Source organism: Nocardioides alkalitolerans, assembly GCA_038184435.1.
Lineage (GTDB): Bacteria > Actinomycetota > Actinomycetes > Propionibacteriales > Nocardioidaceae > Nocardioides > Nocardioides alkalitolerans_A.
On record CP116227.1, the window covers coordinates 2247917 to 2274276 of the forward strand.

General features: G+C 74.3%; 26 protein-coding genes. 14 read left to right on the forward strand and 12 right to left on the reverse strand.

What is annotated here, in order from left to right:
- Nucleotides 1–11 precede the first annotated feature (11 nt).
- From PIR53_10800 to PIR53_10825, 6 genes are read left to right on the forward strand one after another with little or no spacing between them, the layout of a single operon-like run.
- A complete protein-coding gene (locus PIR53_10800) occupies nt 12–1283 on the forward strand; it encodes an alanine--glyoxylate aminotransferase family protein (GenBank protein ID WZH50516.1) in 1272 nt (423 codons plus the stop codon).
- Entirely contained in the window at nt 1280–2554 is a 1275-nt protein-coding gene (locus PIR53_10805; GenBank protein ID WZH50517.1) for an allantoate amidohydrolase, read from the forward strand. The genes PIR53_10800 and PIR53_10805 overlap by 4 nt, the downstream gene beginning before the upstream one ends.
- The gene (locus tag PIR53_10810; protein WZH50518.1) at nt 2551–3375 is read left to right on the forward strand and encodes a MurR/RpiR family transcriptional regulator; all 825 of its coding nucleotides are present in this window, start codon (nt 2551–2553) and stop codon (nt 3373–3375) included. The genes PIR53_10805 and PIR53_10810 overlap by 4 nt, the downstream gene beginning before the upstream one ends.
- Nucleotides 3375–4262: an FAD binding domain-containing protein gene (locus PIR53_10815; GenBank protein WZH50519.1), complete on the forward strand. Its 888-nt coding sequence runs from the start codon at nt 3375–3377 to the stop codon at nt 4260–4262. Before PIR53_10810 ends, PIR53_10815 begins: the two co-directional genes overlap by 1 nt.
- On the forward strand, nt 4259–6970 hold the full coding sequence (locus PIR53_10820) for a molybdopterin-dependent oxidoreductase (GenBank protein ID WZH50520.1): 2712 nt from the start codon (nt 4259–4261) through the stop codon (nt 6968–6970). Before PIR53_10815 ends, PIR53_10820 begins: the two co-directional genes overlap by 4 nt.
- Entirely contained in the window at nt 6967–7437 is a 471-nt protein-coding gene (locus PIR53_10825) for a nucleoside deaminase (GenBank protein ID WZH50521.1), read from the forward strand. Before PIR53_10820 ends, PIR53_10825 begins: the two co-directional genes overlap by 4 nt.
- Nucleotides 7438–7600: 163 nt before the next feature.
- On the opposite strand, the gene PIR53_10830 is transcribed toward PIR53_10825, so the two are convergent.
- The 4 genes from PIR53_10830 to PIR53_10845 are packed head-to-tail and all read right to left on the reverse strand — an operon-like array spanning nt 7601 to nt 11163.
- On the reverse strand, nt 7601–8413 hold the full coding sequence (locus PIR53_10830) for an ABC transporter permease subunit (protein WZH50522.1): 813 nt from the start codon (nt 8411–8413) through the stop codon (nt 7601–7603).
- The gene (locus PIR53_10835; protein WZH50523.1) at nt 8410–9216 is read right to left on the reverse strand and encodes an ABC transporter permease subunit; all 807 of its coding nucleotides are present in this window, start codon (nt 9214–9216) and stop codon (nt 8410–8412) included. The genes PIR53_10830 and PIR53_10835 overlap by 4 nt, the downstream gene beginning before the upstream one ends.
- 1 nt (nt 9217) lies before the next feature.
- The gene (locus PIR53_10840; GenBank protein WZH50524.1) at nt 9218–10051 is read right to left on the reverse strand and encodes an ABC transporter ATP-binding protein; all 834 of its coding nucleotides are present in this window, start codon (nt 10049–10051) and stop codon (nt 9218–9220) included.
- Between the two features lie 2 nt (nt 10052–10053).
- Complete coding sequence (locus tag PIR53_10845; protein WZH50525.1) at nt 10054–11163, reverse strand: ABC transporter substrate-binding protein; 1110 nt, start codon at nt 11161–11163, stop codon at nt 10054–10056.
- Nucleotides 11164–11329: 166 nt separating this feature from the next.
- Between PIR53_10845 and PIR53_10850 the strand changes: the two genes are divergently transcribed.
- Both PIR53_10850 and PIR53_10855 read left to right on the forward strand, forming a co-directional pair.
- Complete coding sequence (locus PIR53_10850) at nt 11330–12382, forward strand: DNA recombination protein RmuC (GenBank protein WZH50526.1); 1053 nt, start codon at nt 11330–11332, stop codon at nt 12380–12382.
- Nucleotides 12383–12405: 23 nt separating this feature from the next.
- Nucleotides 12406–12798 (forward strand): hypothetical protein, encoded by a 393-nt coding sequence (locus PIR53_10855; GenBank protein ID WZH50527.1) that lies wholly within the window; start codon nt 12406–12408, stop codon nt 12796–12798.
- A gap of 160 nt (nt 12799–12958) precedes the next feature.
- Here the strand turns inward: PIR53_10855 and PIR53_10860 are convergent, their stop codons facing one another.
- A complete protein-coding gene (locus PIR53_10860; GenBank protein ID WZH50528.1) occupies nt 12959–13582 on the reverse strand; it encodes an L-threonylcarbamoyladenylate synthase in 624 nt (207 codons plus the stop codon).
- Nucleotides 13582–14583 carry a 4-hydroxy-3-methylbut-2-enyl diphosphate reductase gene (locus PIR53_10865; GenBank protein WZH50529.1) on the reverse strand — a complete coding sequence of 334 codons (1002 nt, stop codon included), beginning with the start codon at nt 14581–14583 and terminating at the stop codon, nt 13582–13584. The genes PIR53_10860 and PIR53_10865 overlap by 1 nt, the downstream gene beginning before the upstream one ends.
- A gap of 69 nt (nt 14584–14652) precedes the next feature.
- On the opposite strand from PIR53_10865, the gene xseA reads away from it, so the two are divergent.
- Nucleotides 14653–15945 carry an exodeoxyribonuclease VII large subunit gene (gene xseA, locus PIR53_10870; protein ID WZH50530.1) on the forward strand — a complete coding sequence of 431 codons (1293 nt, stop codon included), beginning with the start codon at nt 14653–14655 and terminating at the stop codon, nt 15943–15945.
- Nucleotides 15938–16165: an exodeoxyribonuclease VII small subunit gene (locus PIR53_10875; protein WZH50531.1), complete on the forward strand. Its 228-nt coding sequence runs from the start codon at nt 15938–15940 to the stop codon at nt 16163–16165. The genes xseA and PIR53_10875 overlap by 8 nt, the downstream gene beginning before the upstream one ends.
- A gap of 16 nt (nt 16166–16181) precedes the next feature.
- Here PIR53_10875 and PIR53_10880 read toward each other — a convergent pair whose 3' ends face one another.
- Both PIR53_10880 and PIR53_10885 read right to left on the reverse strand, forming a co-directional pair.
- On the reverse strand, nt 16182–17246 hold the full coding sequence (locus PIR53_10880; protein WZH50532.1) for a glycerophosphodiester phosphodiesterase family protein: 1065 nt from the start codon (nt 17244–17246) through the stop codon (nt 16182–16184).
- A gap of 59 nt (nt 17247–17305) precedes the next feature.
- Nucleotides 17306–17830 carry a hypothetical protein gene (locus tag PIR53_10885; GenBank protein ID WZH50533.1) on the reverse strand — a complete coding sequence of 175 codons (525 nt, stop codon included), beginning with the start codon at nt 17828–17830 and terminating at the stop codon, nt 17306–17308.
- Nucleotides 17831–18031: 201 nt separating this feature from the next.
- Between PIR53_10885 and PIR53_10890 the strand changes: the two genes are divergently transcribed.
- Nucleotides 18032–19078 carry an LLM class F420-dependent oxidoreductase gene (locus PIR53_10890; GenBank protein WZH50534.1) on the forward strand — a complete coding sequence of 349 codons (1047 nt, stop codon included), beginning with the start codon at nt 18032–18034 and terminating at the stop codon, nt 19076–19078.
- A gap of 14 nt (nt 19079–19092) precedes the next feature.
- Here PIR53_10890 and ligD (PIR53_10895) read toward each other — a convergent pair whose 3' ends face one another.
- From ligD (PIR53_10895) to ligD (PIR53_10905), 3 genes are read right to left on the reverse strand one after another with little or no spacing between them, the layout of a single operon-like run.
- Complete coding sequence (gene ligD / locus PIR53_10895; GenBank protein ID WZH50535.1) at nt 19093–20043, reverse strand: non-homologous end-joining DNA ligase; 951 nt, start codon at nt 20041–20043, stop codon at nt 19093–19095.
- A gap of 18 nt (nt 20044–20061) precedes the next feature.
- Nucleotides 20062–20781 carry a L,D-transpeptidase family protein gene (locus tag PIR53_10900; protein WZH50536.1) on the reverse strand — a complete coding sequence of 240 codons (720 nt, stop codon included), beginning with the start codon at nt 20779–20781 and terminating at the stop codon, nt 20062–20064.
- Nucleotides 20778–21743: a non-homologous end-joining DNA ligase gene (gene ligD, locus PIR53_10905; GenBank protein ID WZH50537.1), complete on the reverse strand. Its 966-nt coding sequence runs from the start codon at nt 21741–21743 to the stop codon at nt 20778–20780. Before ligD (PIR53_10905) ends, PIR53_10900 begins: the two co-directional genes overlap by 4 nt.
- Nucleotides 21744–21886: 143 nt before the next feature.
- On the opposite strand from ligD (PIR53_10905), the gene PIR53_10910 reads away from it, so the two are divergent.
- Complete coding sequence (locus PIR53_10910; protein WZH50538.1) at nt 21887–22891, forward strand: Ku protein; 1005 nt, start codon at nt 21887–21889, stop codon at nt 22889–22891.
- A gap of 300 nt (nt 22892–23191) precedes the next feature.
- Here the strand turns inward: PIR53_10910 and PIR53_10915 are convergent, their stop codons facing one another.
- Entirely contained in the window at nt 23192–23725 is a 534-nt protein-coding gene (locus PIR53_10915; protein WZH50539.1) for a hypothetical protein, read from the reverse strand.
- Between the two features lie 227 nt (nt 23726–23952).
- Here PIR53_10915 and PIR53_10920 point away from each other — a divergent pair, with 227 nt between their 5' ends.
- On the forward strand, nt 23953–25167 hold the full coding sequence (locus PIR53_10920) for an LLM class flavin-dependent oxidoreductase (protein ID WZH50540.1): 1215 nt from the start codon (nt 23953–23955) through the stop codon (nt 25165–25167).
- On the forward strand, nt 25164–26354 hold the full coding sequence (locus tag PIR53_10925) for an acyl-CoA/acyl-ACP dehydrogenase (GenBank protein ID WZH50541.1): 1191 nt from the start codon (nt 25164–25166) through the stop codon (nt 26352–26354). Before PIR53_10920 ends, PIR53_10925 begins: the two co-directional genes overlap by 4 nt.
- Nucleotides 26355–26360 lie beyond the last annotated feature (6 nt).

Consider the following 26360-nt stretch of genomic DNA (forward strand, 5'->3'; position numbering starts at 1 on the left):
CGGTCGGCCCCATGACACCGTCGTCCGGTCCCCCTGTCCTCACCGAGCAGGTCAACCCGCCGCCGCGCCTGCTCATGGGGCCGGGCCCCATCGACGCCGACCCGCGGGTGCTGCGAGCGATGGCGGCGCCGCTGGTGGGGCAGTACGACCCCGCGATGACCGGCTACATGACCGAGGTCATGGCGCTCTACCGCGACGTGTTCCGCACGACCAACGAGCACACGTTGCTCGTCGACGGCACCTCGCGCGCCGGGATCGAGGCGGCCCTCGTCAGCCTCCTCGAGCCGGGCGACCGCGTGCTCGTGCCCGTCTTCGGCCGCTTCGGCCACCTGCTCGTCGAGATCGCCGAGCGCTGCGGCGCGGAGGTCCACACCGTCGAGCGCCCGTGGGGCGGGGTCTTCGAGCCCGAGGAGCTGGAGGCGGCGGTCCGCGCCGTACGCCCCAAGGTCGTCGCCGTCGTCCAGGGCGACACGTCGACGACGATGTGCCAGCCGCTCGCCGACCTCGGCGAGATCTGCCGCCGCCACGACGCGCTGCTCTACTGCGACGCCACCGCCTCCCTCGGCGGGAACGCGTTCGAGACCGACGCGTGGGGCATCGACGTCGCCAGCGCCGGGCTGCAGAAGTGCCTGGGCGGCCCCTCCGGCAGCGCCCCGATCACGATCGGCGAGCGCGCGGTCGCCGTGATCGACGGGCGCCGGCACGTCGAGGCGGGCATCCGCGAGGAGGCCGACGTCGCGCGGGAGCGCGGGGTGCGGATCGCGTCGAACTACCTCGACCTCGCCCAGGTCATGGACTACTGGGGACCGCGCCGCCTCAACCACCACACGGAGGCGACGAGCATGCTGTACGCGGCCCGCGAGTGCGCCCGCATCCTCCTGTCCAAGGGGGTCGACGCCGCGATCGAGCGCCACCGCGTGCACGGTGCCGCGATGCTCGCCGGCGTGCGCGGGCTGGGTCTCGCCGTGTTCGGCGACGTGGCCCACAAGATGCACAACGTCGTGGCGGTCCACGTGCCCGACGGCGTCGTCGCCGACGACGTGCGCGGGGCGATGCTGACCGACTTCGGGATCGAGATCGGCACCTCGTTCGGTCCCCTTCACGGCAAGGTCTGGCGCATCGGCACCATGGGCCACAACGCCCGCCGCGACGCCGTGCTCCTCACCCTGGCCGCGCTCGAGCAGGTGCTCCGCCGCGCCGGGGCGCCGGTCGTCGCGGGCGGCGGGGTCGGCGCGGCGCTGGAGTCCTACGCCGACGCCGGTACCGCGGGCGCCGCCGCGTGAGCGCCGCCGAGGTGCTGGCGCGCTGCAGCGAGCTCGACCTGTTCTCGGCCTCGACCACGGGGCTCGAGCGGACCCACCTGACCCCCGAGCACGCACTGGCCAACCGGCGCGTGGCCGCGTGGCTCACGGAGGCGGGGATGCACACCTGGCAGGACGCCGCCGGCAACCAGTGCGGCCGCCTCGAGGGCCGCACCCCGGGGCTGCCCGCCCTCGTGCTCGGCTCCCACCTCGACACGGTGCCCGACGCAGGCAGCTACGACGGGATGCTCGGTGTCGTCATGGCGATCGACGTGGCGCGCAGCCTCGCCGCCGAGGTGGCGACCTGGCCGTGCGCGCTCGAGGTCGTGGCGTTCTCCGACGAGGAGGGCACCCGCTTCGGCACGGCGCTGCTCGGCAGCAAGGCGTTCTCGGGCCAGTGGGACGACACGTTCTGGGACCTCCGCGACCGTGACGGCGTCACGCTCCACCAGGCCTACCTCGACTTCGGCCTCGACCCGCGCCGTCACCACGAGGCGGCCCGCGACCCGGCGTCGCTGGTCGGCTACCTCGAGGCCCACATCGAGCAGGGCCCCTACCTCGAGGCGGCGGACGCGTCGCTGGGTTACGTCACCACGATCGCCGGCGCCCGCCGCTTCCGCCTCACCGTGCACGGGGAGGCCCGGCACGCGGGCGGCACGCCGTACGAGCGCCGCAAGGACGCCCTCGTCGGCGCCAGCCTCGCCATCACCGCGATCGAGCGGATCGCCCGCGAGCGCGGCGTGATCGCGACCGTCGGCCGCATCGAGGCGAGCCCGGGCGCGGTCAACGTCATCGCCGGCCGCGCCGACCTCAGCCTCGACCTCCGGGCGCCGCTCGACAGCGCCCGCGACGCGGCCTGGGACGTGATGGCCGACGACATCGCCGCCACCTGCGCCGCCCGCGGGCTCCGCTTCGAGGCGATCGAGACCCACGTGGCGCCGGCCGCGCCGTGCGCGGGCTGGCTGCAGCAGGCGGTGCGCGACGGCATCGCGAGCACCGGTGACGCCGACCCCATGGCGCTGTGGAGCCGCGCCGGGCACGACGCCATGGCGGTCGCCCGCGTCACGGACATCGGGATGCTCTTCCTCCGCTGCTTCGACGGCATCAGCCACCACCCGGGCGAGGACGTCCGCGAGGTCGACGTCGCCGCCGGGCTCGTCGCCTTCACCGAGGCGGTGCGCTCCGCCGTCCGTGCGTACGACGCGGGAGCGACCACCGCCGTCCCCTCGCCCGCGGTCGGGCTGGGGGTGTGAGCGCCGTGCGCATCGACGAGCGGATCGCGACCCACCGCGGCGCCTTGTCGCCCCAGGAGCGGCGGGCGGCCGACACCCTGCTCGAGCACCTCGACGACCTCGCGACCTACCGGGCGGCCGAGCTCGCCGACCTGGCCGGGGTCTCCAAGGCGACGATGAGCCGGCTGTTCCGCCGCCTCGGCTACAGCGACTTCGACGAGGTGCGCGAGCACCTCCGCGCGATCCGTGCGGTCGGCGAGCCGCGCGCCACCGACGGCCCCGCGAGCCTGCCGGTCCACGCGCGGGCGGAGGCCGCGGCGATCGCCGCGGCCCTGTCCCGGCCGGCGATCGCCGACGCCGTCGCTGCGCTCGCGGACGCCGCCCACGTGCACGTCGTGGGCTGGCGCAACAGCCACGTCGTCGCGCTCCACCTGCGCCAGCAGCTCGTGCAGGCCCGGCCCCACGTCCGGCTCGCGCCGGCCCCCGGCCAGGTGGTGGGCGAGGAGCTGGCCGAGATCGAGGCCGGCGACGTCGTCGTGGTCGTCGGGTTCCGACGCCGCCCGTCGGGCTTCGGGGCCTTCCTCACCGAGGCCGCCCGCACGGGCGCCCGGGTCGTGCTGGTCGGCGACCCGAGCGCCGCGGAGCACCTCGGCCGGATCGGCCGGTCGGGCATCTGGGTGGAGTGCCCGGTCGCGACCGACCTCTCCTTCGACTCCTACGCCGCCGCGATGAGCCTCGTCGCCGTGCTCGCCGACGGGGTGCTCGCCCGCCGTGGTGCCGCCGGACGGGAGCGCGTCACCAGCATCTCGGCGACCTACCAGCGTCTGGCGGAGGTGGAGTGATGGACCTCGCCGAGCTCCGGGGAGTCCGCGTCCCCCGCACCCTCGACGAGGTGTGGCTGCAGCCCGGGGAGGCGTGGCTGGCGGGCGGGTCGTGGCTCTACTCGACGCCGCAGCCCCACCTGCGCGGCCTCGTCGACCTCACCGGCCTGGGCTGGTCGGCCGTGGAGCCGGTCCCCGGCCCCGACGGCCCCCACGGCCCCGACGGACCCCGCGGCCCGGGGCTCGCGATCGGCGCGACCTGCACCGTCGCCGGCCTCCTCGCCGCCACCGCACCCTGGTCGACGGATCCCCGCCGCGCGAGCGTGGCGGCCCTGGCCCGGCGGTGCGCCGACGCGTTCCTCATGTCCTTCAAGGTGCAGGAGGTCGCGACCATCGGCGGCAACATCTGCCTCGGCCTGCCGGCGGGCGCGATGACGTCGCTGACGGTCGCGCTCGACGCGCGGGCGACGCTGCTGACGGCCGACGGCGGTGCCCGCGTCGTACCGGTCGCCGACCTCGTCACCGGCCCCGGCCGCACCGACCGGCGCGACGACGAGCTGCTCCGCGGCCTCGACGTGGACGCGGCGGCGCTGACCGCGACGTACGCCGTCCGCACCCTCTCCCTCACCCCCGTCGGCCGCTCGGCCGCCGTCGTGATCGGGCGCCTCGACGTCCCGTCGGGTGCGTGCACGATCGGCGTGACCGCCGCGACCGACCGCCCCGTGGTGCTGCGCTTCGCGGGCCTGCCGACCACCGCCGAGCTCGCCGCGGCGGTGGCGGGGATCGCGGAGGAGCGGTGGTACGACGACCCCCACGGCGCCCCCGACTGGCGCGCCCACGTGACCGGCGTGCTCGCCCGCGAGGTGCTCGACGAGCTGCACGCCGGAGCCGGGGAGGCGGCCGCGTGATCGAGGTCAACGGCGCCCCCGTCGACCCGTCGACCGCGCACCCGGGCCAGTGCCTGCGCACGTTCCTGCGCGACACGGGCCACCTCGACGTGCGCAAGGGCTGCGACGCGGGCGACTGCGGCGCCTGCAGCGTGCTCGTGGACGGCACCCCGCTGCACTCCTGCCTCGTGCCGGTGCACCGCGCCGACGGCCGCTCCGTCACGACCGCCGCCGGTCTCGGCACGCCCGAGGAGCCGCACCCCGTGCAGCAGCGCTTCGCCGCGGCGGCGGGGTTCCAGTGCGGGTTCTGCACGGCGGGGTACGTCGTGACCGCGGCCGCGCTCGCCGGCCCGGACGGGACGGTGGCCGAGGACGCGGCCGAGGACGGGGATGCCCTGGCCCGACGGTTCAAGGGCAACCTGTGCCGCTGCACGGGCTACCGGTCGATCCGCGACGCCCTGGCGGGCCGCACCAACGTCTCCCCCGCCTGCGGTGCGACCGGGGCGATCGGCTCGTCCATGGCGGCCCCGGCGGCGCCCCGCGTCGTGACCGGTCGCGAGCCCTTCACGCTCGACCTGCCCGGCACCGACGTGCTCCACGTCGCGCTCGTGCAGAGCACCGCGCCCCACGCACGGATCACGGTCGACACCCGCGCCGCCGAGGCCGTGCCCGGGGTCCGCTTCGTGCTGACGCACCGCGACGTACCGGCCACCCTCTTCTCCACCGGCCGCCACCAGAGCCGTCTCGACGACCCCGACGACACCCGGATCCTCGACGACGTCGTGCGCTTCGTCGGCCAGCGCGTGGCCGCCGTCGTCGCCGAGACGCCGCAGGCCGCGGAGGAGGCGGCGCGGCTCGTGGTCGTGGCGTACGACGCGCTCCCCGCCGTCCACGACCCCGAGGCCGCCCGCGCGCCCGGTGCCCCGCTGCTGCACGGCGACAAGGACGCGGTGGTCGCGCGGATCAGCGACCCGGCGCGCAACGTGGTGGCGCAGACCCACGGCGAGGTGGGGGACGTGGCGGCCGGGCTGGCCGCGGCCGTCCACCGGACGCGGGGCACCTGGCGCACGGCGCGGGTGAACCACGCCGCCCTGGAGACCCACGGGGCGCGGGCGTGGGTCGAGCCCGACGGGACCCTCGTCGTGCGGACGTCCACGCAGGTGCCGTTCCTCGTGCGCGACGAGCTGGCGCGGCTGCTCGACCGCGACCCGGCGACCGTGCGGGTCGTCGCCGCCCGCGTGGGCGGCGGGTTCGGCGGCAAGCAGGAGCTGCTCGTCGAGGACCTCGCGGCCGTCGCCGCGCTGCGCGCCGCCGCCGAGGGCGACCCCCGGCCCGTGCAGCTCGAGCTCACCCGTTCCCAGCAGTTCACGATGGTGCCGTGCCGGCACCCGATGCGGGTCACGGTCGAGCTGGGCGCCGACGCCGACGGGGTGCTGACGGCGATGGCGGTCGACGTGCTCTCCGACACCGGCGCCTACGGCAACCACGGCCCCGGCGTGCTGTTCCACGGCTGCCACGAGTCGGTGGCGCTCTACCGCTGCGCCAACAAGCGGGTGGACGCCGAGGCGGTCTACACCAACAACCTCCCCTCGGGCGCGTTCCGCGGCTACGGGCTCGGCCAGGTCGTGCTCGGCATCGAGTCGGCGCTCGACGAGCTGGCCCGCGAGGTCGGGATCAGCCCGTTCGAGATCCGGCGGCGCAACGCGGTGGTGCCCGGCGACGCGTTCGTCGTCAACGGCCCGCCCGACACCGACCTCGAGCACACGGGCGACGGGTTCGCCCAGTGCCTCGACCTCGTCGAGGGGCACCTCGCCGCGACCGCGGCCGCCGACGCCGCCCGGGTGCCGGTCCGGCCCGACGGCACGCCGTGGCTGGTCGGCGAGGGCGTGGCGGCCGCGATGATCGCGACCGTCCCGCCGCGCGGGCACCACAGCAACGCCACCCTCACGCTCACCCCCGACGGGGTCGTCACGCTCGACGTGGGCACGGCCGAGTTCGGCAACGGCACCGCGACGGTCCACACGCAGCTGGTGGCCTCCACCCTCGGCGTACCGGCCCACCAGGTGCGCCTGCGCACCGGCGACACCGCGACGGCCGGCTTCGACACCGGGGCCTACGGGTCGACCGGGTCGGTCGTGGCCGGTACGGCGGTGGCCCGCGCCGCGACGTCCCTGCGGGCCCTGCTGGACGCGGCGGGAGGGGACCCAGCCCGGCTGGAGCGGCCGCTGGTCGCGCACGGCTCGTGCGACGGCTCCCCGCGCTCCGTCGCCTTCAACGTGCACGGCTTCCGCATCGCGGTCGACCCACGGACCGGTGAGATCCGCGTGCTGACCTCCGTGCAGGGCGTCGACGCGGCGGTCGTGCTCAACCCCGAGCAGCTCCGCGGCCAGGTCGAGGGCGGGGCGGCCCAGGGCCTCGGCAGCGCGCTGCAGGAGGAGGTCGTGCTCGTCGACGGCGTGCCGACGACGGCGGCGTTCCGCGACTACCGCGTGCCGACCATGGCCGACGTGCCGCCCACGACGGTGCTGTTCGCCGCGACCGTCGACCCGCTCGGCCCGGCCGGCGCGAAGTCGATGAGCGAAGCGCCCTACAACCCCGTCGCCCCCGCCCTGGCCAACGCCGTGCGCGACGCCCTCGGCGTGCGGCCCCACGAGATCCCCCTGAGCCGCGACCGCGTGTGGCGGCTGGCCCGCACGTCCCCCCGCACGTCCCCCCGAGGAGAGCAATGAGCACCGAGTCCACCTGGCTGGCCCGCGCCGTCGAGCTGGCGGTCGCCAACGTGCACGAGGGCGGCGGGCCGTTCGGCGCCGTCGTCGTGCGTGACGGAGAGCTGGTCTCGACCGGCCAGAACCGGGTGACGCCCGCCCTCGACCCGACCGCCCACGCGGAGGTCCAGGCCATCCGCGCGGCGTGCCGCGAGCTGGGGACGTTCACCCTCGCCGGCTGCGTGCTCTACAGCTCGTGCGAGCCCTGCCCGATGTGCGCCGCCGCCTCCCTGTGGGCGCGCGTCGACCGCGTCGTGTACGCCGCGGACCGCGACGACGCCGCCCGCGGGGGCTTCGACGACCGGGCGTTCTACGACCTGATGGCGACGCCCCGCGCCGACTGGGCCACGCCCGTCGTGCAGGTGCGCCCGACCGATGCGACCGCGCCGTTCGACGCGTGGCTCGCGAAGGACGACCGCGCGGCGTACTGAGGGGCGGCCGTCCCGCGGGAAAGGAAAACGGCTGGCAAAGGAAAACGCGGACCGGTCGGGCGCGCCCCTCGGCGTGTCGCCCTGACCAGTCCGCGTTTTCCTTCTCCGAGGGGGCCCGACCCCCACGACCGGGCCCCCACGACCAGCCCCCACGACCAGCCCCCTACGACCGCTGGCTCATCCCCATCTCGGCGAGCACGATGTTCTCGACCAGCTGCACGAGGTTGTAGAGCACCAAGGTCACCAGCGTCACCATCGCGACGCAGGCCCACAGGTTGTCGAACTGCGCGCCGGCGTTGAACTTCACGATGTTGCCGCCGATGCCCGTGCCGGTGGAGAGCCACTCGGCGAGCAGCGCCCCGGTGACCGCGCCGGGCACCGAGACCCGGGCGGCCGCGAACAGCGACGGCAGGGCACCCGGCACGGCGACCTTGCGGAGCGCGGCCAGGTTGCCCCCGCCGTACACCCGCACCAGGTCGAGGCTCTGCCGGTTGGCCTGGCTGAGCCCGAACAGCACCGACGCGAGCGCCGGGAACAGCACCACGATCGTGCCGATGACCGCTACCGACGCGGTGGTGCCGCGCCCGGTGAGCAGCATGATGACGGGCGCGATCGACACGAGCGGGATGCTGCGCAGCAGGAGCGCGAGGGGCATGACGCCCGCCTCGACGGTCTTCGACAGCGTGAACGCCATGGCGAGCGCGACGGCAATCAGCATGCCGACGACGAACCCGATGCTCGCGTCCTTGAGCGTCGACCACAGCAGCGGCACGAGCGCGTCGCGCCGCTCCGCCGCCGTCGTGAAGGCGTCGGGGTCGGTGACGAAGAGGTGGTTCCAGACGTCGACCGGTCCCTTGGCGACGTAGGGCGAGATCCCGCCCCACGACACCACCGCCTGCCACAGCGCGAGCACGACGACGAGCGTGAGCACCGCGTTGAGGAGTCCCCGCCCGGCGGCCCGGGCGACGGCGTTCACGAGGCCCGCCCGGAGATCCAGGGGGTCAGGAGGCGGGCGACGAGGCCGAGGGCCGCGTACCCGAGCATCGCCACCAGCGCGCACAGCAGGAACACCGCCCAGACCCGCTCGGCGTCGAGGTTGCCCTGCAGGCGGATGAGCGTGATGCCGACGCTGCGGTCCGTGGCGCCCATGTACTCCCCCAGCACCGCGCCGAGGAACGACGTCGGTACGGCGATCTGGAGCGCGTTGAGGATCGCGGGCAGCGCGGCCACGAGCCGCACCTTGCGGAGCTGCGTGAACCGACCCCCGCCGTACACGCTGACGACGTCCAGCGACGCCTTGTCGGCCGCCTTGAAGCCGAGCAGCGCGCCCACGACGGTGGTGAAGAAGACGCTGAGGGCGGCGAGGAAGATCGCCGTCGACGACGGGTCGCCGGGCTGGTCGGCGCCGCCGAGCACGACGATCGCGATGCCGCCGACCGCGACGAGCGGCAGGCAGTAGCTCACGACCGCGACCTGCGTCACCACCGTCTCCAGCTGCGGCAGCACGAGCACCGTCGAGGCCAGGAGCAGCGCCAGCGCGTTGCCCCACAGGAACCCCCACGCGGCCTCGGTGAGGGTGACGCTGAAGAAGGTCCAGTACGACGCGAACCCGTCCTCCAGGAGCGTCCGCACCACCGCGAACGGCGACGGGACGGGCGTGAAGTCCGTGCCCTCGGCGGGCGTGAACGCCGTGACGGAGAGCAGCCACCAGCCGCCCACGAGCACGACGGTCCCGATGATCCCGGCGAGCCAGCCGGGCACCCGGCGCTCGCCCACCACGTCAGTGCCCCCCGCCGGCCGGTCCCGCGTCGCCGAAGAGGATCTCGGAGGCACGGTCCACGAGCGCGTGGAACTCGGGCGTCCGCATCATCTCGGGCGTGCGGGGCCGCGGCAGGTCGACCTCGATGATCTCCTTCACGCGTCCCGGGCGGGCCGACATGACGGCCACCTGGTCGGACAGGAAGATCGCCTCCGCGATGCCGTGCGTGACGAGCAGCGTGGTGGCGGGCTTCTCCGTCCAGATGCGGAGCAGCTCGAGGTTGAGGTTCTGCCGGGTCATGTCGTCGAGCGCGCCGAAGGGCTCGTCGAGCAGCAGCACCGACGGCTTGAGCACCAGGGCGCGGGCGATCGAGACGCGCTGGCGCATGCCCCCGGAGAGCTGCGCGGGCTTGGCCTTCTCGAAGCCCCGCAGGCCGACGAGGTCGATGAGCTCGTCGACGTACGCCGTGTCGACGGGCTTCCCGGCCACCTCGAACGGCAGCCGGATGTTCTTCTCGACGCTGCGCCACGGGAGCAGCGCGTGGTCCTGGAACGCGATCCCGAGCTCGGAGTCACGCCGCAGCTCCCGCGGGGTCTTGCCGTCCACGAGGGCCTGGCCGGTCGTCGGCGTCTCGAGGTCCGCGAGGATCCGCAGGATCGTGGACTTGCCACACCCGGACGGGCCCAGGAGCGCGAGGAACGAGCCCTGGTCGGTGTGGAGGTCCGTGTCCTGCAGGGCCTGCACGGTCTTGCCGCGCGAGCCCTTGAAGGTCTTGCTGAGCCCGGTGATCCGGAGGCCGGTGCCGCTGCGGGCACCGGCCCCCTCGCTCGTGGCGGTGGTGGTGGGAGCGGTCATGATCAGGGCTGGTAGTCGATCAGGTCGGGGTTCTCGGCGTAGATCTCGTCGATGATCGAGGTGTCGAAGATCTGGTCCGTCTCGACGTCCCAGCCCGCGGCGCCGAGCGACTCCGCGGTCTGCTCCTGGAGCTCGTCGGAGATGGTGAACAGGCCGTTCTCCTCGGTCTCCTCGGTCGAGATCAGCTCCTTCGTCGCCTCGAGGGCGAGCGCGGTCTTCTCCGGGTCGAGCGCGCCGAAGACCGACTCGAGGCCCTCCGCGTTCTCCGAGGCGGCCGCGTTGTAGTACTCCATGACCAGGTCGACCGTGTCGTCCGTCGACTCCGAGAAGACGTCGCTCCAGCCCTTGATCTCGGCGATGAGGAACTGCTTGAGCAGCTCCCGGTTCTCGGCGAGGTACTGGTCGGTGACCGTGAAGGTCTCGGCGACGAAGGGCACGCCGTTCTCGGCGTACGGCAGGTTGGTGACCTCGTAGCCCGCCAGCTCGACGGTGAGCGACTCGTTGGTCAGGTAGGCCATGAAGCCGTCGACGTCGCCGTTCATGAGGGGCGTCGGGTCGAAGTCGACCGGCACGATCTCGACGTCGTCCTCGGAGAGGCCGTTGGCCGCGAGGAGCGCGCGGAAGACGCTGGCGTTGGAGTCCTGCACGCCGATCTTCTTGCCGACGAGGTCCTGCGGCGTCGCGATGTCGCCGCCGTCAGCCAGGGAGAGGATGGTGAACGGGTTTTTCTGGAACGTCGCGCCGATGATCTTCAGCGGGGCGTCCTGCTCCGCGACCGCCGCGCCGACCGAGGCGGAGTCGCTGAGCGCGACCTGCACGGTGCCGCTCAGCAGCTTGGCGACGCCGGTGTCGGGGCCCGAGATCCCGTTCACCTCGTCGAAGCCGGCCTCGTCGTAGTAGCCGTTCTCGTAGGCGTAGAACTCGCCCGCGAACTCCTCGTTCTTGATCCAGGAGTACTGCACGCTGATCTCGCCGAAGCCGTCCGCGCCCGAGGCGTCGGAGTCGTCGCCTCCGCAGGCGGCGAGGCTGCCGGCCAGGACGAGGGCGGACGCGGCGGCGAGCAGCGGACGACGGGCGTCGCGCAGCTGCTGCAGGCGTGAGGAGAGGGACATGGGTTTCCTTCCACGTGCGTTGCTCGGGTGCACCGGAAGTTAGTGATCGATCGTTTCACCCACCGTTCCTCGGGTTTCGCGGCTGTAACAACTGTTTCTCGGTCTCCTGCGGTCCAGACCGGTGCCGCTCCCCAGAACCGTCGGTGCCGCCCTCCATGCTGGCCCCATGGACCTGCTCGACGTGGTGACCGCGCTGCTGCTGCTCCTCGTCGGAGGGGCCGTCGGCTGCCTCGTGGGGGTGCTCTGGATCCGGTCGCGACCGGCGCCGCAGGAGTCGGTCGACGCCGGCCGCCTGGCCGAGGGCATCGACCGGCTCGGCGACCAGCTGGCCGACCTCCACCACGACCGCGCCACCTGGCAGGGCGAGCTCGCCGCCCAGGTCGCCGACATGCGCCACCAGACCGGGGAGCTGCGCCGCGAGACCCACGGGCTCGCCACCGCGCTGCGCCGCCCGACGGTGCGCGGGCGGTGGGGCGAGCTCCACCTGCGCCGCGCCGTCGAGCTGGCCGGCATGGTCGACCGCTGCGACTTCACGGAGCAGACGCCGCTCGACGACGGTGCGCTGCGGCCCGACCTGGTCGTGCGGCTGGCCGGGGGCCGCACCGTGGTGGTCGACGCGAAGGTGCCGCTGGACGGCTACCTCGACGCGAGCGTCCTCGACCCCGTCGACCCGGCGGAGGTGGAGCAGCACCGCGCCCACCTGGCCCGCCACGCCCGCCAGCTGCGGGCCCACGTCGACGTGCTCGGCGCTCGGCGCTACTGGGCGGCGCTCCCGTCGTCGCCCGAGTTCGTGGTGCTGTTCGTGCCGGGCGACGCGTTCCTCGCCGCGGCGCTCGAGGCCGACCCCGGGCTCATGGAGCACGCCGCCGGCCGGCAGGTCGTGCTGGCGACACCGACGACGCTCATCGCCCTGCTGCGCACCGTCGCGCTCGGCTGGCGCCAGGAGGCCCTCGCCGAGCAGGCCGCGGAGATCCAGCGCACGGGGCGCGAGCTGCACCAGCGGCTCCGGACCTGGGCCGACCACCTCGACCAGCTCGGGCGCTCGCTCGGGGCGGCGACGCGGCACTACAACAGCGCCGTTGGCTCGCTCGAGTCGCGCGTGCTGGTCTCCGCCCGCCGGCTGGGCGACCTCGGCGTGACGGACGAGCCGCTGCCCGGGCCCCGCGAGGTGCGGGAGCTGCCCCGCGACCAGGGCGGCGCGTCGAGCCGGGGAGCCTGAGCGGTTGGCCCTACCCTGACGCCGTGAGCCTGCTCGAGGCCGCCCGCGGGACGGGCACCGAGCCCGGTCCCCGGGTGGCGGTCGTCGGCGCGCTCGGGATGCTCGCCATCCTGGCGGTGGACCTCGGCCTCGGCGGCCGGGTCAGCTCCTTCTTCGACCTCAGCTTCGTCGTGCTGTGCCTCGTGCTCGCCGTGCGCGCCGACCGGTCGGCGTTCTTCGCGGTGGGCATGACGCCGCCGCTGCTGATGCTCGCCGCGTTCACGGCGATCGCCCTCGTGTCGCCCGGCGCCCTGGCCCGCCCGGAGGACGGCGCCGTCCAGGCCCTCGTCAGCGGCATGCTGCTCCACGCGCCCGGCCTCGCTGCTGGCTACGCCCTGTGCCTGCTCACGCTCGGCGCCCGCATGACGCAGGACTGACCGCGCCGAGCTGTCACGCACGCCGCGGTCGGTCGGTACGGCGCGGGTTCGCCCGGGCTCGGAAATGTGCGCCTGGGGCAGGTCGGAGGCGGTCGGACCCACCCCAACCGCACAGTTCGCGAACCGGCGCGGCGCCGGAACCGGAACCGGCCCCCGCCCCTCAGGCCTCGAAGCGGCTGGGATCGCCCGCGCCGTACCGCACGATCTCGGGCACGTCCTCCGACCAGTCGACGACCGTCGTCGGCACGGCCGGGGTCTCCCCCGCCTCGATGACGATGTCGACGTCGTGGTCGAGGTCCTCCTTGACCTCCCAGCCGATCGTGCGGGGCTCGGCCTCGCCCGGCAGGATCAGGCTGCTCGTGAGCAGCGGCTCGCCCAGCTCGGCGAGGAGCGCCTCGACGACGGGGTGCTCCGGGATGCGCACGCCCACGGTCTTCTTCTTGGGGTGCATCAGCTGCTTCGGCACCTCGCGGGTGGCCGGGAGGATGAAGGTGTAGGGGCCCGGGGTCGCCGACTTCACCGACCGGAAGGCGTGGTTCGAGACGTGCACGAAGTGGCCGAGCTGGGAGAAGTCGGCGCACATGAGCGTGAAGTGGTGCTTGTCGTCGAGCTGGCGGATCCGCAGGATGCGGTCCTTGCCGTCGCGGTTGCCGAGCCGGCAGCCGAGCGCGTAGCCCGAGTCCGTCGGGTAGGCGATGAGCGCGTCGTCGCGGAGCGCCTCCACGACCTGCGCGACGAGGCGCGGCTGCGGGTCGACCGGGTGCAGGTCGAGGAAGCGGGCCATCAGGAGCGCCCGGCGGCCTTGAGGTCGCGCCGCAGCTCGGGCGGCAGCGCGAAGATCAGCGACTCCTCCGCGGTCTTCACGGCGCGGGCGTCGGGGTAGCCCCGCTCCGCGAGGAAGCCCAGCACACCCTCGACGAGGTCCTCGGGCACCGAGGCGCCGGAGGTGACGCTGACGGTCGCGACGCCGTCGAGCCAGGCCTCGTCGATCTCGGAGGCGTCGTCCACGCGGTAGGACGCCTTGGCGCCCGCCTCGAGCGCGACCTCGACGAGGCGCACCGAGTTCGAGGAGTTGGCGGAGCCGACCACGATCACCAGGTCGGCATCCTGGCCGATCTCCTTGACGGCCACCTGACGGTTCTGCGTGGCGTAGCAGATGTCGTCGGACGGCGGGTCCTCCAGCTGCGGGAACTTCTCGCGCAGGCGGCGCACCGTCTCCATCGTCTCGTCGACGCTGAGCGTGGTCTGCGAGAGCCAGGACAGCTTGGTGCCCTCCGGGAACTCGAGGTCGGCCACGTCGTCGGGGGTCTCGACGAGGGTGATGTGGTCGGGTGCCTCGCCCGCCGTGCCCTCGACCTCCTCGTGACCCTCGTGCCCGATGAGCAGGATGCGGTAGCCCTCGGCGGCGAACCGGCGCGCCTCGTGGTGCACCTTCGTGACGAGCGGGCACGTCGCGTCGATGGTCTTGAGCGAGCGCTCCGCGGCCTCGGCGTGCACCATCGGCGAGACGCCGTGGGCGGAGAACACGACGGTGGCGCCCTCGGGGATCTCCTCGATCTCCTCAACGAAGATCGCGCCGCGCTCTTCCAGGGTGCTCACCACGTGCTTGTTGTGGACGATCTGCTTGCGCACGTAGACCGGCGCGCCGTAGAGGTCGAGGGCCTTCTCGACGGTGATGACGGCCCGGTCGACGCCGGCGCAGTAGCCCCGCGGAGCGGCGAGCAGCACGGCGCGCTCGGCGTCGTCGCGCGGCAGGAGTCGCGGCGTACCCAGGTCGGTGCTCATGGGGCCCGAGTCTAGGCGAGGGGGGCACGCGGGGCAGAACCGTCGGCGGCAGGCCCTAACCTCGTGCGCGTGGCCCTGGAGACCTCCCTCGAGCAACCGGCCCCGGTGCGGCAGATCGCCACGGCGATCGCCGGCTGGGTCGACCGGCTCGGTGCCGTGTGGGTCGAGGGCCAGATCGCCCAGGTCAACCGCCGCCCGGGGATGAGCACGGTGTTCATGGTGCTGCGCGACACCGTGGCCGACCTGTCCGTGACGCTCACCTGCTCGCGCACCCTCTTCGACAGCCTCAACCCGCCGCTCGTGGAGGGCGCGGGGGTGGTGGTCCACGCGAAACCGTCGTTCTACCCCAACCGGGGCACGCTCTCGCTCGCCGCGCGGGAGATCCGGATGGTCGGGCTGGGCGAGCTGCTGGCGCGGCTCGAGCGGCGCCGCCAGCTGCTGGCGGCCGAGGGCCTCTTCGCGCCCGAGCTCAAGCGTCCGCTGCCGTTCCTGCCCGGCGTCGTCGGGCTCGTCACGGCGCCCGGCTCCGCGGCCGAGCGCGACGTGCTCGAGGTCGCACGCCGGCGGTGGCCGGCGGTGGAGTTCACGGTGGCGTACGCCGCGATGCAGGGCCCGCGGAGCGCAGGCGAGGTGATCGAGGCGGTCGAGCGGCTCGACCGCGACCCGGCGGTCGAGGTCATCGTCGTGGCGCGGGGCGGCGGGTCGGTGGAGGACCTGCTGCCGTTCTCCGACGAGGGGCTCGTCCGGGCCGTCCACGCCGTCCGCACCCCGGTGGTGTCCGCGATCGGCCACGAGCCCGACTCCCCCCTGCTCGACCTCGTCGCCGACTGGCGCGCCGCGACACCGACCGACGCCGCCAAGCGCGTGGTGCCCGACGTCGTCGAGGAGCAGCAGCAGGTGGCCGCGGCCCGCGACCGCGCCCGTCGCGTGCTGGCGCACTGGATCACGCGGGAGCAGGCGACGCTCGACGCGCTCCGCTCGCGCCCGGCCATGGCCGATCCCCGTCACCTCCTCGACGTGCGCCGCGAGGAGGTGACGGCCCTCCGCGACCGGGCCCGCGTGACGCTGCGGCACCGGCTCGACCGCGCCGGGGACGACGTGGAGCACCGCCGCGCCCGGGCCGAGGCGCTGTCGCCGCTGGCCACGCTGCGGCGGGGCTACGCGGTGCTGCAGACCGCCGACGGTGCCGTCGTCACCTCGCTCGCGCAGACCGCGCCGGGCGCGGACGTGACCGTGCGGGTCGCCGACGGCCGTCTCCACGCGACGACGACGCGGCTCGAGCCGCTGGCCGACCCGACGGTCACCCCCGACCCGACCGACCCGAGCACCACGAGCAGCTCCCCGGAGGACGACGATGGCTGAGAAGACCGAGACGACCGGGACCGGCGAGGGGTTGTCCTACGAGAGGGCCCGCGACGAGCTCGTCGACGTCGTGCGGCGGCTGGAGAGCGGCGGCACGACGCTCGAGGAGTCGCTCGCCCTGTGGGAGCGCGCCGAGCTGCTGGCCCGCACCTGCCAGACCTGGCTCGACGGTGCCCGGGAGCGCCTCGACGCCGCGGTGGGCACCGACACCGACGACTGATCCCGGCGGGTGGCCGTCAGGCCCGTGCGCGCACGACCCCGAGCACGATCTCGGGGTGGTCGGTCGTGAGGCCGTCGACACCGGCGTCGAGGAAGGCCGCGGCCTCGGCGGCGAGGTCGCCGAACGCCGCCTCGTCGACCGGGTCGGGCGACGACCGCAGGTCGGAGGGCAGGAAGCGGTTCTCGGCCCGCAGGGTCCAGACCTGCACGGTCAACCAGCGCCGGTGCGCGTCCCGCACGAGCGAGGTCGGCACCCCGAGCTCGCCGTCCGGGCCCGGCGCGAGCACGAGGGCCTTGGCGACGCCGATCCCGTCGGCGTACTCCTCGATGCGCGCGAGGCCCTCGGGGGTGGCCATGGCGGCGTACGTCGCGGGCACGCCCGCGAGGTGGGCGTCCGGGGGCGACGGGGTGGCCGCGTCGAGCAGCTGCACCACCTGCACCCGGGTGCGCCGCGCGAGGCGGCGGAGCACGTCGACCTCGAACGACATGACCGTCACGCGAGCCCGGGGGTGGTCGAGGTCGTGCCGACGCAGGGTGGCGAGCAGCGCGCCCTCGTAGTCGAGCCCGCGGCGGCGGGCGTGCTCGACGTGCTTGAGCTCGAGCATGATGCCGACGCCCCGGCCGCGACGCACCGACTCGGCCTCGACCATGGCGAGCACCTCGGTCAGGGTCGGCACGCCCTCCCGCCCGTCGTGGGCGGCGGACGACGGCCGCAGGTGGGGGAAGCGCTCCCGCGCCGTCAGCGTCTTGATCTCCGCGACGGTCAGGTCCTCGGCGAACCAGCCGTCGCAGGGCGTGCCGTCGACGAGCCGCTGCGTGCGGCGGTGGGCCAGCTCCGGGCGGGTGGCGACGTCGGTCGTGACCGACAGCTCGTTCTCGTGGCGGGCGACGAGCACGCCGTCCGCGGTGCAGACGAGGTCGAGCTCGATGTCGTCGACGCCGCAGCGGATGGCCGTGCGGTAGGCCTCGAGCGTGTGCTCGGGACGCCACCCGGACGCACCGCGGTGGGCGGTGACGCCCGGCGTGACGACGAGGCTGGACCGCGTCCGTGCTCTCGTCCGGGTCGCGAGGGTGACCGTCACGCGTTCGAGCGCACCAGCCGGGGACGACGTCCGGTCGACACCCAGGTGTCCGCCAGGTGTCAGGTGGTCGGCGGCTCCGCGTCGCCCGACCCGTCCGCCCCGTCCGACCCGGACGACCCGTCCGCCCCGGACGACCCTGTCTCCTCCTCGCTGGCGGCCAGCGCGGCGCGGAAGGCGTCGAGCGCGTCGTACCCGGCGCGCGTCAGCTCCCAGACGCCCGGTCCGCCGGAGCGCAGCAGACCGGCGTCGAGCATCGCGCGGCGCTCCTTCTGGGCGGCGGTGCGCCAGCGCAGCTCGCCGCTGGGACCGACGGCCAGGTCGTCGCGCTGGAGCACGTCGGCCATGCGGCGGCCGAGCGCCTCGAGAGCGGGCTCGCGCTCGAGGCGGCCGTCGGCCGCGGCGACCACGGAGAGCAGGTAGGGCCGGTAGGCGGCCTGGGCCGTGCGCCCGGGCTTGGTGATCGGCGACCGGCGCACGGGCGCCGGGGCGGGGGCACCCGGCACGCGGGTCGCGCTCGCCCGCGGTGCGGTCGACCGCACCGCCGTCGACGGGGCGCCCGGCTCGGCCGCCCGTGACGTGCGCACGCGCGACGCCTTCGGCTCGGGGGCCGGCGGCGGGGGCGGCGGAGGCGCACCGTGGGGGCAGCTGATGAGGGACATGTCACAGTGGTCGCACCACGCGTCCGAGCTCACGGTCCCCACCTTAGAGCGCCCCGGCGGACAGGTTCCAAGCCGGCGTCGCCGCGACGCTTGTCACCGTGACAGCAGTGCTGTCATGGTGGCGCCATGACACTGCGTATCGCGACCCTGCTGAACTACTCGGGCAACCCCCGCGACGCGGCCGACCAGGTCGCCGCCTGGGAGAAGGCCGGGCTGGACTCCGTGTGGGTGCCCGAGGCGTACGGCTTCGACTCGCCCACGCTCATGGGCTACCTGGCCGCGAAGACGGAGACCGTGAAGATCGGCTCGGGCATCCTCAACATCTACTCCCGCACGCCCGGCGCGCTGCTCCAGACCGCAGCCGGCCTCGACAACGTCTCCGGCGGCCGCGCGATCCTCGGGCTCGGTGCCTCCGGCCCGCAGGTCATCGAGGGCTTCCACGGCGTGCCCTACGAGAAGCCGCTGGGCCGCACCCGCGAGATCGTCGACATCGTGCGCCGCGGGCTGCGCCGCGAGCCGCTGGAGAACGACGGCATCGTGAAGCTCCCGCTCACCAAGGAGCAGGGCGGCGTGACGGGTCTCGGCAAGCCGCTGAAGATCCTCACGAAGCCCGAGCGCTCCTCGATCCCGATCTGGATCGCCGCGCTGGGGCCGAAGAACGTCGAGCACACGGCGGAGTACGCCGACGGCTGGATCCCCCACCTCTTCCACCCGGAGAAGGCGAAGGACGTGTGGGGCGAGTCGCTCGCGACGGGCGCCACCAAGCGGCCCGAGGAGCTCGGCCCGCTGCAGGTCATGGCCGGCGGCCTCCTCGCGATCGGCGAGGGCGAGGAGACCCGCGCGGCGCTCGACCTCGCGCGCCCCACCTTCGCCCTGTACGTCGGCGGGATGGGCGCCAAGGGCAAGAACTTCTACAACGACGTCGCGCGGGCCTACGGCTACGAGGAGGAGGCGGAGAAGATCCAGGACCTCTACCTCTCGGGCAAGAAGCGGGAGGCCGAGGCCCTCGTCCCGACCGAGTGGCTCGAGGCCGCCAACCTGGTCGGTCCGGCGTCGTACGTGAAGGAGCGGCTGGCCGCGTTCGAGGAGGCGGGCGTCACCGACATCAACGTCACGCCCGCCACGGCCGACCCGACCGCCACGATCGCGCAGCTCAAGGAGCTCATCGGCTGATCCGTCGGCCCGGCTCAGCCCGCCACGAAGAGGTCCCCCTGGGCCTCGACCCGCTCCAGCACCTCGGTGAAGGTCAGCTGGTCGATGTCCAGGGGGTCCGCGGCACCGGCCTCCACCTCGTCCCACCGGAGGGGCGCGGCGGCGTAGGGCCGGTCCCGCCCGCGGAGGGAGTACGGCGCGACGGTCGTCTTGGAGCCGGCGTTCTGGGACCAGTCGAGGAAGACCTTGCCGCCACGCCGCTGCTTCGTCATCGACGCCGTGACCAGTCCGGGGTGCTCCCGCTGCAGCTGCTCGGCGACCTCGCGGGCCAGGTCGGTGGACTCGTGGCTGTCCGCCGGGGCCTCGCCCCGCGGGAGGGCGTCGAGCGCGGCGTACAGGTGGAGGCCTTTGCTCCCGCTCAGCACCGGGGTGGCGTCGAGCCCCCGGTCCGCGAGCAGCCCGCGCACCAGGAGGGCCACCTCGCAGCACTCCCCCAGGCCGGCGGGCTCGCCCGGGTCGAGGTCGATGACGATGCGGTCGGGCCGGCGGGAGCGGCCGGTGCGGCCCACCCGCCACTGGTGCACGTGCAGCTCCAGAGCCGCGAGGTTCACCACCCAGGTGAGCGTCGCGAGGTCGTCGATGACCGGGAAGACCAGGGTTCCCTCCTGCGCCGCCTGCCCGGTCGACCGCGCCCGCCGCGAGCCGGTCGTCGACACCTCGGCGGTGCGCACCCACGGCGGCGTGCCGGTCGGTGCGTTCTTCTCGAAGAAGCTGGGCCGGCCGGTGCCGTGGGGCCAGCGCACCCGGGTGACGGCCCGGTCCCGCAGCTGCGGCAGCAGCACCGGGGCGATGCGCGCGTAGTAGTCGAGCACCTCGCCCTTCGTCGTGCCGGTCGACGGGTAGAGCACCTTCTCCAAGTTGGTCAGCCGCAGCACGCGGCCGTCGACCTCGACCCTGACCTCGGTCCCCTCGCCCTGTGCCGGCACGTCGGTGAGTCTGCCCGATCAGCCGTCGCCGATGGTGACGACCGGCACGGCGGCGGGCTGCAGCTCCCGCATGACGGCGCCCATCATGACCCGCGGCACGCTGACGCAGCCGGCCGTGGCGCCCCGGCCGTTCACGTGGAGGAAGATCGCGCCGCCGCGGTGGCGCACCGGCGAGGCGTAGTTGAAGTCGAGGACGGCGGACATCTCGTACTGGTCCCCGAAGTCGACGAGGTGCTCCGAGCCGGCCGTGCGGAAGCCGCCGGAGGAGCGCTTGCGGAAGCGGTTGTAGTAGCGCGACTCGTTGTCGAGCACCCAGTAGTCGCCCGCGACCATCCGCAGGTAGGGCATCCGCCACGCCGTCGAGCGGTTCCAGCGGCCGAACGTGAAGGGGATCCCGTAGGTGCCCATGGGCGTGGTGCCGCTGCCCTGGCGGCGCGACCCGGGCGAGACGAGGCCGCCGTACCCGATGCGCCCGTCCGTCGTGCTGAACTCGCTGCGCCACCGGCCGTCGACGAGGCGCCAGAACGCGACCCGCGCCTTGTGGCCGCTCGTGCGGTTGCACGTCACCACCTGCGTGGTGCCGGCGCGGAGCGCGACGGGCATGTTGTCGAGGCGCACGGTGCCGGCCGCCGCGGCCGCCCCCGTGGCGGGCACCGGGCGCAGGAGCCCGGTGAGCGTCAGCGCGCCCACCGAGCCGAGCACGGCCCGCCGGGACGCGTCGTAGGGATGGGTCGTCACAGGTCCTCCGCACCGAGATCGGATCGCACGCCACGGTACGTCGGTTGCCGCAGCCGCGCACCGCTCCCTCCGGGTGAGCCGTTGAGGCCGAGGGCCTCGACGTCGACCACGACCGACGGCTCGAGCCACGTCGTCCCGAGGGCGTCCTCCCGCGGCACCTCGTCGGCGAAGGGGCTGGTCTCCCGCACCAGCGGGTCGAGGAGCGCGCGGAGGTCGCGTCCGGCCCGGCCGCCGATGCCGGACCCGACGCGCCCGCGGTAGAGCAGCCCGTCCGGCGTCGGCGTGCCCACCAGCAGCGCACCGAGCCGGTCCCGCGTCCCCGTCTCGGGCCGCCACCCGCCGACGACGTACGACTCCCGGGTCCGGTGCGGGAACTTCAGCCAGTCCCGGCTCCGCACCCCGGGCCGGTACGGCGCGTCGCGGCGCTTGCTGACGATGCCCTCGAGCCCGAGGCGCGCGGTCTCGGCGAGGAGCGTCGGTCCGTCGTCGTACGTCGTCGACTGCGTCCACGGAGCCGCGCCGTCGACCTCGAGGACGCTCGTGAGGCGACGTTGGCGGCGCTCGAGCGGTCGCGTCGTGAGGTCGCGGTCGTCGAGCGCGAGGAGGTCGAAGGCCACGAACGTGACCGGCCGCGCCGCGACGTGGGCGGCGACCCGGGCCGCCCGGCGCTCGTGGATCCGCTCGGCAAGCACGGCGAAGCTGGGGCGCCCGGCCTCGTCGAACGCCACCACCTCGCCGTCCAGCACCGCCGACCGGCCGGCCACCGCGTCGACGAGCCCGCGCAGCTCGGGGTAGGCAGGCGTCACCACGTTGCCGTTGCGGCTCTCGAGCCGCAGGCCACCGGCTCCGTCGAGGTGCACCAGCACGCGCATCCCGTCCCACTTCACCTCGTGCAGCCAGTCGTCGCCGGTGGGCACGACGTCACCACGGGTGGCGAGCATGGGGCGCAGCGGAGCGGGCACGGGGCCCATCCTCGCTCGCCGGGCGGCGATGAGTTCGTGACGGCGCGCGGGTCGTTCCGCCAGACTGGTTCGGGCAACGGCCGGCGGGGTACTGGACGTGCCGGGTCCCCGGAGCGGACCGGCGACGACGAGGAGGAGCAGCGATGCGGGCGATCTGGAAGGGCGCGGTCTCCTTCGGGCTGGTCAGCGTGCCCGTGAAGCTGTACGCCGCGACCGAGTCCCACGACGTGTCCTTCCGCCAGGTGCACGCGAAGGACGGCGGCCGCATCCGCTACCAGCGCGTCTGCTCGCTCGACGGCGAGGAGGTGCCCTACGCCGACATCGCCAAGGGCTACGAGACCGAGGACGGCGAGATGGTCGTCCTCGACGACGAGGACCTCTCGGCCCTGCCCTCGGCGTCGTCGCGCGAGATCGCCGTCGAGAAGTTCGTGCCCAGCGACCAGATCGACCCGCTGCTCTTCGAGAAGAGCTACTACCTGGAGCCCGAGAAGACCGGGGCGAAGCCCTACGCGCTGCTCCGCCAGGCGCTCCGCGACGCCGACCGCATGGCCGTCGTGACCGTCGCGATCCGCAACCGCACCAGCATCGCCGTGCTCCGCGTGCGCGAGACCGAGAACGGCGACGTGATCGTGCTCCAGACGATGATGTGGCCCGACGAGGTGCGCACCCCGGACTTCTCCGTCGACGTCGACGACCTCGGCGAGATCAAGGACTCCGAGGTCAAGATGGCGCAGATGCTCGTCGAGACCCTCGCGGGCGACTTCGACGCCTCCGACTTCTCCGACGACTACGCCGAGGCGGTCGAGGCCGTCGTCAAGGCGAAGATCGAGGGCGGCGAGGTGCAGCGCACCGAGACCACCACGAAGGGCTCCGGCGAGGTCGTCGACCTGCTCGCCGCGCTGCAGCGGTCGGTGCAGGCGGCGAAGAAGTCGCGGGGCGAGGACGTGGACGACTCCGACGCGTCGGCGGAGGACGACGACGAGGTGGCGGAGGAGAAGCCGGCGCCCCGGAAGCGGGCGGCGACGAAGAAGGCCGCGACGGCGAAGAAGACGGCGTCGACGAAGAAGGCCGCCACGAAGAAGACAGCGGCCAAGAAGACCTCCGCGAAGAAGACCTCCCGGAAGACGGCGGCGAAGAAGGCCAGCTGACCCCTCCCCCGTCCTTCGGACGTCATGCGCACCGCGGGCCCGGGGCTCCGGAACGCATGCCGTCCCGGGTACGGCGCGGGACCGGGCGCAAGGGGCCGCGGCCTCGTCCCGACCGGGGGCCGCAAATGTGCGGCAGGGACGCGCCCGACCGGGGCGGCGGCGTACCAACGTCCCAGTTCCGCCCGTCCGCCCCGCCCGTCCGCCCCGCCCGTCCGCCCCGCCCACCTCGCGGACGTCATGCGCACCGCATGCCCGAGGCGCCGGGGCGCATGACGTCCCGGGTACGGCGCGGGCGAACCGTCAGACGGGGCGTCGGAAGGTCGTCGCCACCGAGTCGAAGCCGGGCGCGCTCAGCACGACCTCGAAGTCGCACCAGGTGCCCGAGTCGTCGAAGTAGGTGCCGTTCGAGCCCGAGGGGCCGAACGCGACCGCGGTGCCGGCGACGAGCGGGGAGGCCGACGCGTACGTCGCCGGGTTGGCGTCGGTGTCGCCACTCGTGCGGGACCAGCCGGCCGGGGCGGACTCGGGCAGGCCCGGGTCGAACCCGTAGGGCTGCGAGCCCAGCTGCCCCGCGGTCGAGGTGACGCTCATGACGAGAGGTCCGGCGGCGGACTTGCTGGGCGTGACGGTGAAGCCGTTGAAGAGCACCGTCGCCCACCCGATCTGCCCGTACTCGTTGTCGCCCAAGCCGTAGCGGCTCGCGCCGCGGTTGATCGTCAACGTGCCGTTCGCCGTGCTGGCGGCGAACGCCGGTGCGGCCGAGACCACCGCGACGGCGGGCGCGGTCCAGGCGGCGGTCGCGAGCACGCGACGACGGGTGGTGCGGACGGACATGGATCCCCCTCGAGAACGTCGACGAGACGTTCGCCGAGATCGCCACCCTAGTGATCCCGAGCGCCCCGTCGCACGCGAACGGACAAACCCGCCCCGACGCATAGTCACCGCCGATCGATCCCCATCCCCCATTGCTCTTGGACCCCGCACCGTCCCCGCACCTAGCGTCGAACCGCCGGCGCGGCACGTGCCGCGCCGCCCGACGTACCGACGCGAGGAGCCCCCCGGTGAGCACCCCCGAGTTCGACCCCACCATCCCCGAGACCGCCGCCCGCGAGGTCGAGTTCATCAGCCTCTCGCACCTCAACCCGTCGACCGAGCTCGAGCCCGTCCCGTCCCGGGGCATCGACCTGCCCTACTTCCGCCGCTACGTGCAGGCGCTGGAGGACGGCGGCTACGACTACACGCTGCTGCCCTACGGCTCGGGCACCGCCGACTCGTTCGTCGTCGCCTCGGCCGTCGGTCAGCTGACGGAGCGGATCAAGCCGATCGTCGCGCTGCGTCCCAACACGACGTTCCCGCTCGTCGCCGCCCAGAAGCTGGCGACGCTCGACCAGCTCACCGAGGGCCGCGCCGTCGTGCACCTCATCTCCGGTGGCAGCGACGCGGAGCAGGCCCGGCAGGGCGACTACCTGCCGAAGGAGCGCCGCTACGCCCGCACGAGCGAGTACATCGACCTGCTGCGCCGCGCGTGGACCGAGCCGGCGCCGTTCGACCACCACGGCGAGTTCTACGACTTCGACGGCTTCGGGCCCGGCTTCGCGCCGTACGACTCCCCGATCCCCATCTCGATCGGCGGCCAGTCCGACGAGGCGTTCGCCGTGGGCGGCGAGAAGGCGGACGTGTTCAGCTTCTGGGGCGAGCCCCTCGACGACCTCCGCGGCGAGATCGAGCGCGTCCACGCCATCGCGCGAGCCGCCGGGCGCACCACGCTGCCGCGGATCTGGGTGACGTTCCGTCCCATCGTGGCGGCCACCGACGCGCTGGCGTGGGAGAAGGCGCACGACTACGTGACGCGGATCGCCGCGACGTTCGAGCGCGGGGTCTTCGGCAAGCAGCTGCACCAGAAGGGCGACCCGCAGAACGTCGGCTCGCAGCGGGCGCTGACGTTCGCGAACGCCTCCGAGCTCTACGACCGGGCGCTGTGGACGAAGACGGCGGCCGCCACCAACGCCGCCGGCGCCTCGACCGCGCTGGTCGGCTCGCCGGAGACGGTCGCCGCGGCGATCCTCGACTACGTCGACCGCGGCGCGGACCTCGTCAGCATCCGCGGCTACGACACGCTCAACGACGCCGTCGACTACGGCAAGCACGTGATCCCCCTGGTGCGCCAGGAGCTCGCGCACCGCAAGGCCACCGGCCGCCGCGGCACCTTGCAGGCCGAGCACCTCGGCGGCTACACCGACGAGTACCGCCGGCTCGCGACGGCGGGTCGCGCGTGACCACGACGACGGCGCCCGTCCGCGCCCTGCCCGTCCCGGACCTCTCCCCCGCGGCCCTCGCGGCGGTGACGGCCGAGGTCGCGACGTACGCCGCGGAGCACGACCGCAGCGGCGCCGTGCCGCTCCCCGGGCTCGAGGTCGTGCACCGCGCCGGGCTGCTGACGGCCACCGTCGGCACCGCCCACGGCGGACCCGGCCTCGGGCCGCGTGACGCCGCGCGGATCCTCACGGCCGTCGGGCAGGGCGACGCCTCGGTGGCGCTCATCGTCGCCAACACCCTCAACGCGCACGCCGCCCAGTCGGAGCGCCCGCACTGGCCCGCGGAGGCGTACGACGACCTGCTGTGCCGCTCGCTCGCGGGGCCGGCCCCGGTCAACGCGATCCGGGCCGAGCCGGAGCTCGGTGCCCCCGCGCGCGGCGGGCTGCCGGCGACGACGGCGCGACGTACCGACGACGGGTGGGAGCTGTCGGGCCACAAGGCCTACGCGACCGGTGGGACGGCCCTGGCCTACCACGTCGTGTGGGCAGTGGCCGACGAGCCGGACGGGGACCCGGAGCGGCCCCGCGTGGGGCACGTGCTGGTGCCGGCGGACGCCCCGGGCATCACGTGGATCGAGACGTGGGACCACCTCGGCCTGCGGGCGTCGAACACGCACGACGTCGTCTACGACCGGGTCCGCGTGCCGGCCGCGTCGTTCGTCGAGATCCCGCGCGGCGCCGACGGGGTCTACCGCGATCCGGCCGCCGCGTCGGGTCCGGGCAGCCTGGGTCACGCGGCGCTCTACGTGGGGGTGGCGCGTGCCGCCCGGGCGGCGTTCGTGGACTTCGCCCGCACTCGCGTGCCGGCGGCCCTCGGTCGACCCATCGCGACGACCGAGCGGATCCAGGCGGTCGCCGGGGAGGTCGACGTGCTCGTCGTGCAGGCGGAGACGCTGCTGCACGGCGCGCTGCTCCGGCTCGAGGCCGGCGACACGACGATCGTGCCCGAGCTCTCGGGCATCAAGGTCGCGATCGCACGGTCCGTGGTGGCGGCGGTGCAGACGGCCGTCGCGGCCCTCGGCAACCCGGCGTTGTCGCGGCACGGCTCGCTCGAGCGGCACCTGCGCGACGTGCTCTGCGTGCGCGTCCACCCGCCCCAGGAGGACAGCGCCCTCCTCGCCGCCGGCCGCCGGGTGCTGGGGGTCTGACCCGCG

Coding starts and splice junctions, on each gene's coding strand:
- PIR53_10815 (WZH50519.1), top strand. CDS start 3,375: ATGGACCTCGCCGAGCTCCGGGGAGTCCGCGTCCCCCGCACCCTCGAC.
- PIR53_10850 (WZH50526.1), top strand. CDS start 11,330: ATGGACCTGCTCGACGTGGTGACCGCGCTGCTGCTGCTCCTCGTCGGA.
- PIR53_10825 (WZH50521.1), top strand. CDS start 6,967: ATGAGCACCGAGTCCACCTGGCTGGCCCGCGCCGTCGAGCTGGCGGTC.
- PIR53_10875 (WZH50531.1), top strand. CDS start 15,938: ATGGCTGAGAAGACCGAGACGACCGGGACCGGCGAGGGGTTGTCCTAC.
- PIR53_10865 (WZH50529.1), bottom strand. CDS start 14,583: ATGAGCACCGACCTGGGTACGCCGCGACTCCTGCCGCGCGACGACGCC.
- PIR53_10915 (WZH50539.1), bottom strand. CDS start 23,725: ATGTCCGTCCGCACCACCCGTCGTCGCGTGCTCGCGACCGCCGCCTGG.
- PIR53_10860 (WZH50528.1), bottom strand. CDS start 13,582: ATGGCCCGCTTCCTCGACCTGCACCCGGTCGACCCGCAGCCGCGCCTC.
- PIR53_10840 (WZH50524.1), bottom strand. CDS start 10,051: ATGACCGCTCCCACCACCACCGCCACGAGCGAGGGGGCCGGTGCCCGC.
- PIR53_10845 (WZH50525.1), bottom strand. CDS start 11,163: ATGTCCCTCTCCTCACGCCTGCAGCAGCTGCGCGACGCCCGTCGTCCG.
- PIR53_10800 (WZH50516.1), top strand. CDS start 12: ATGACACCGTCGTCCGGTCCCCCTGTCCTCACCGAGCAGGTCAACCCG.
- PIR53_10890 (WZH50534.1), top strand. CDS start 18,032: ATGACACTGCGTATCGCGACCCTGCTGAACTACTCGGGCAACCCCCGC.
- PIR53_10910 (WZH50538.1), top strand. CDS start 21,887: ATGCGGGCGATCTGGAAGGGCGCGGTCTCCTTCGGGCTGGTCAGCGTG.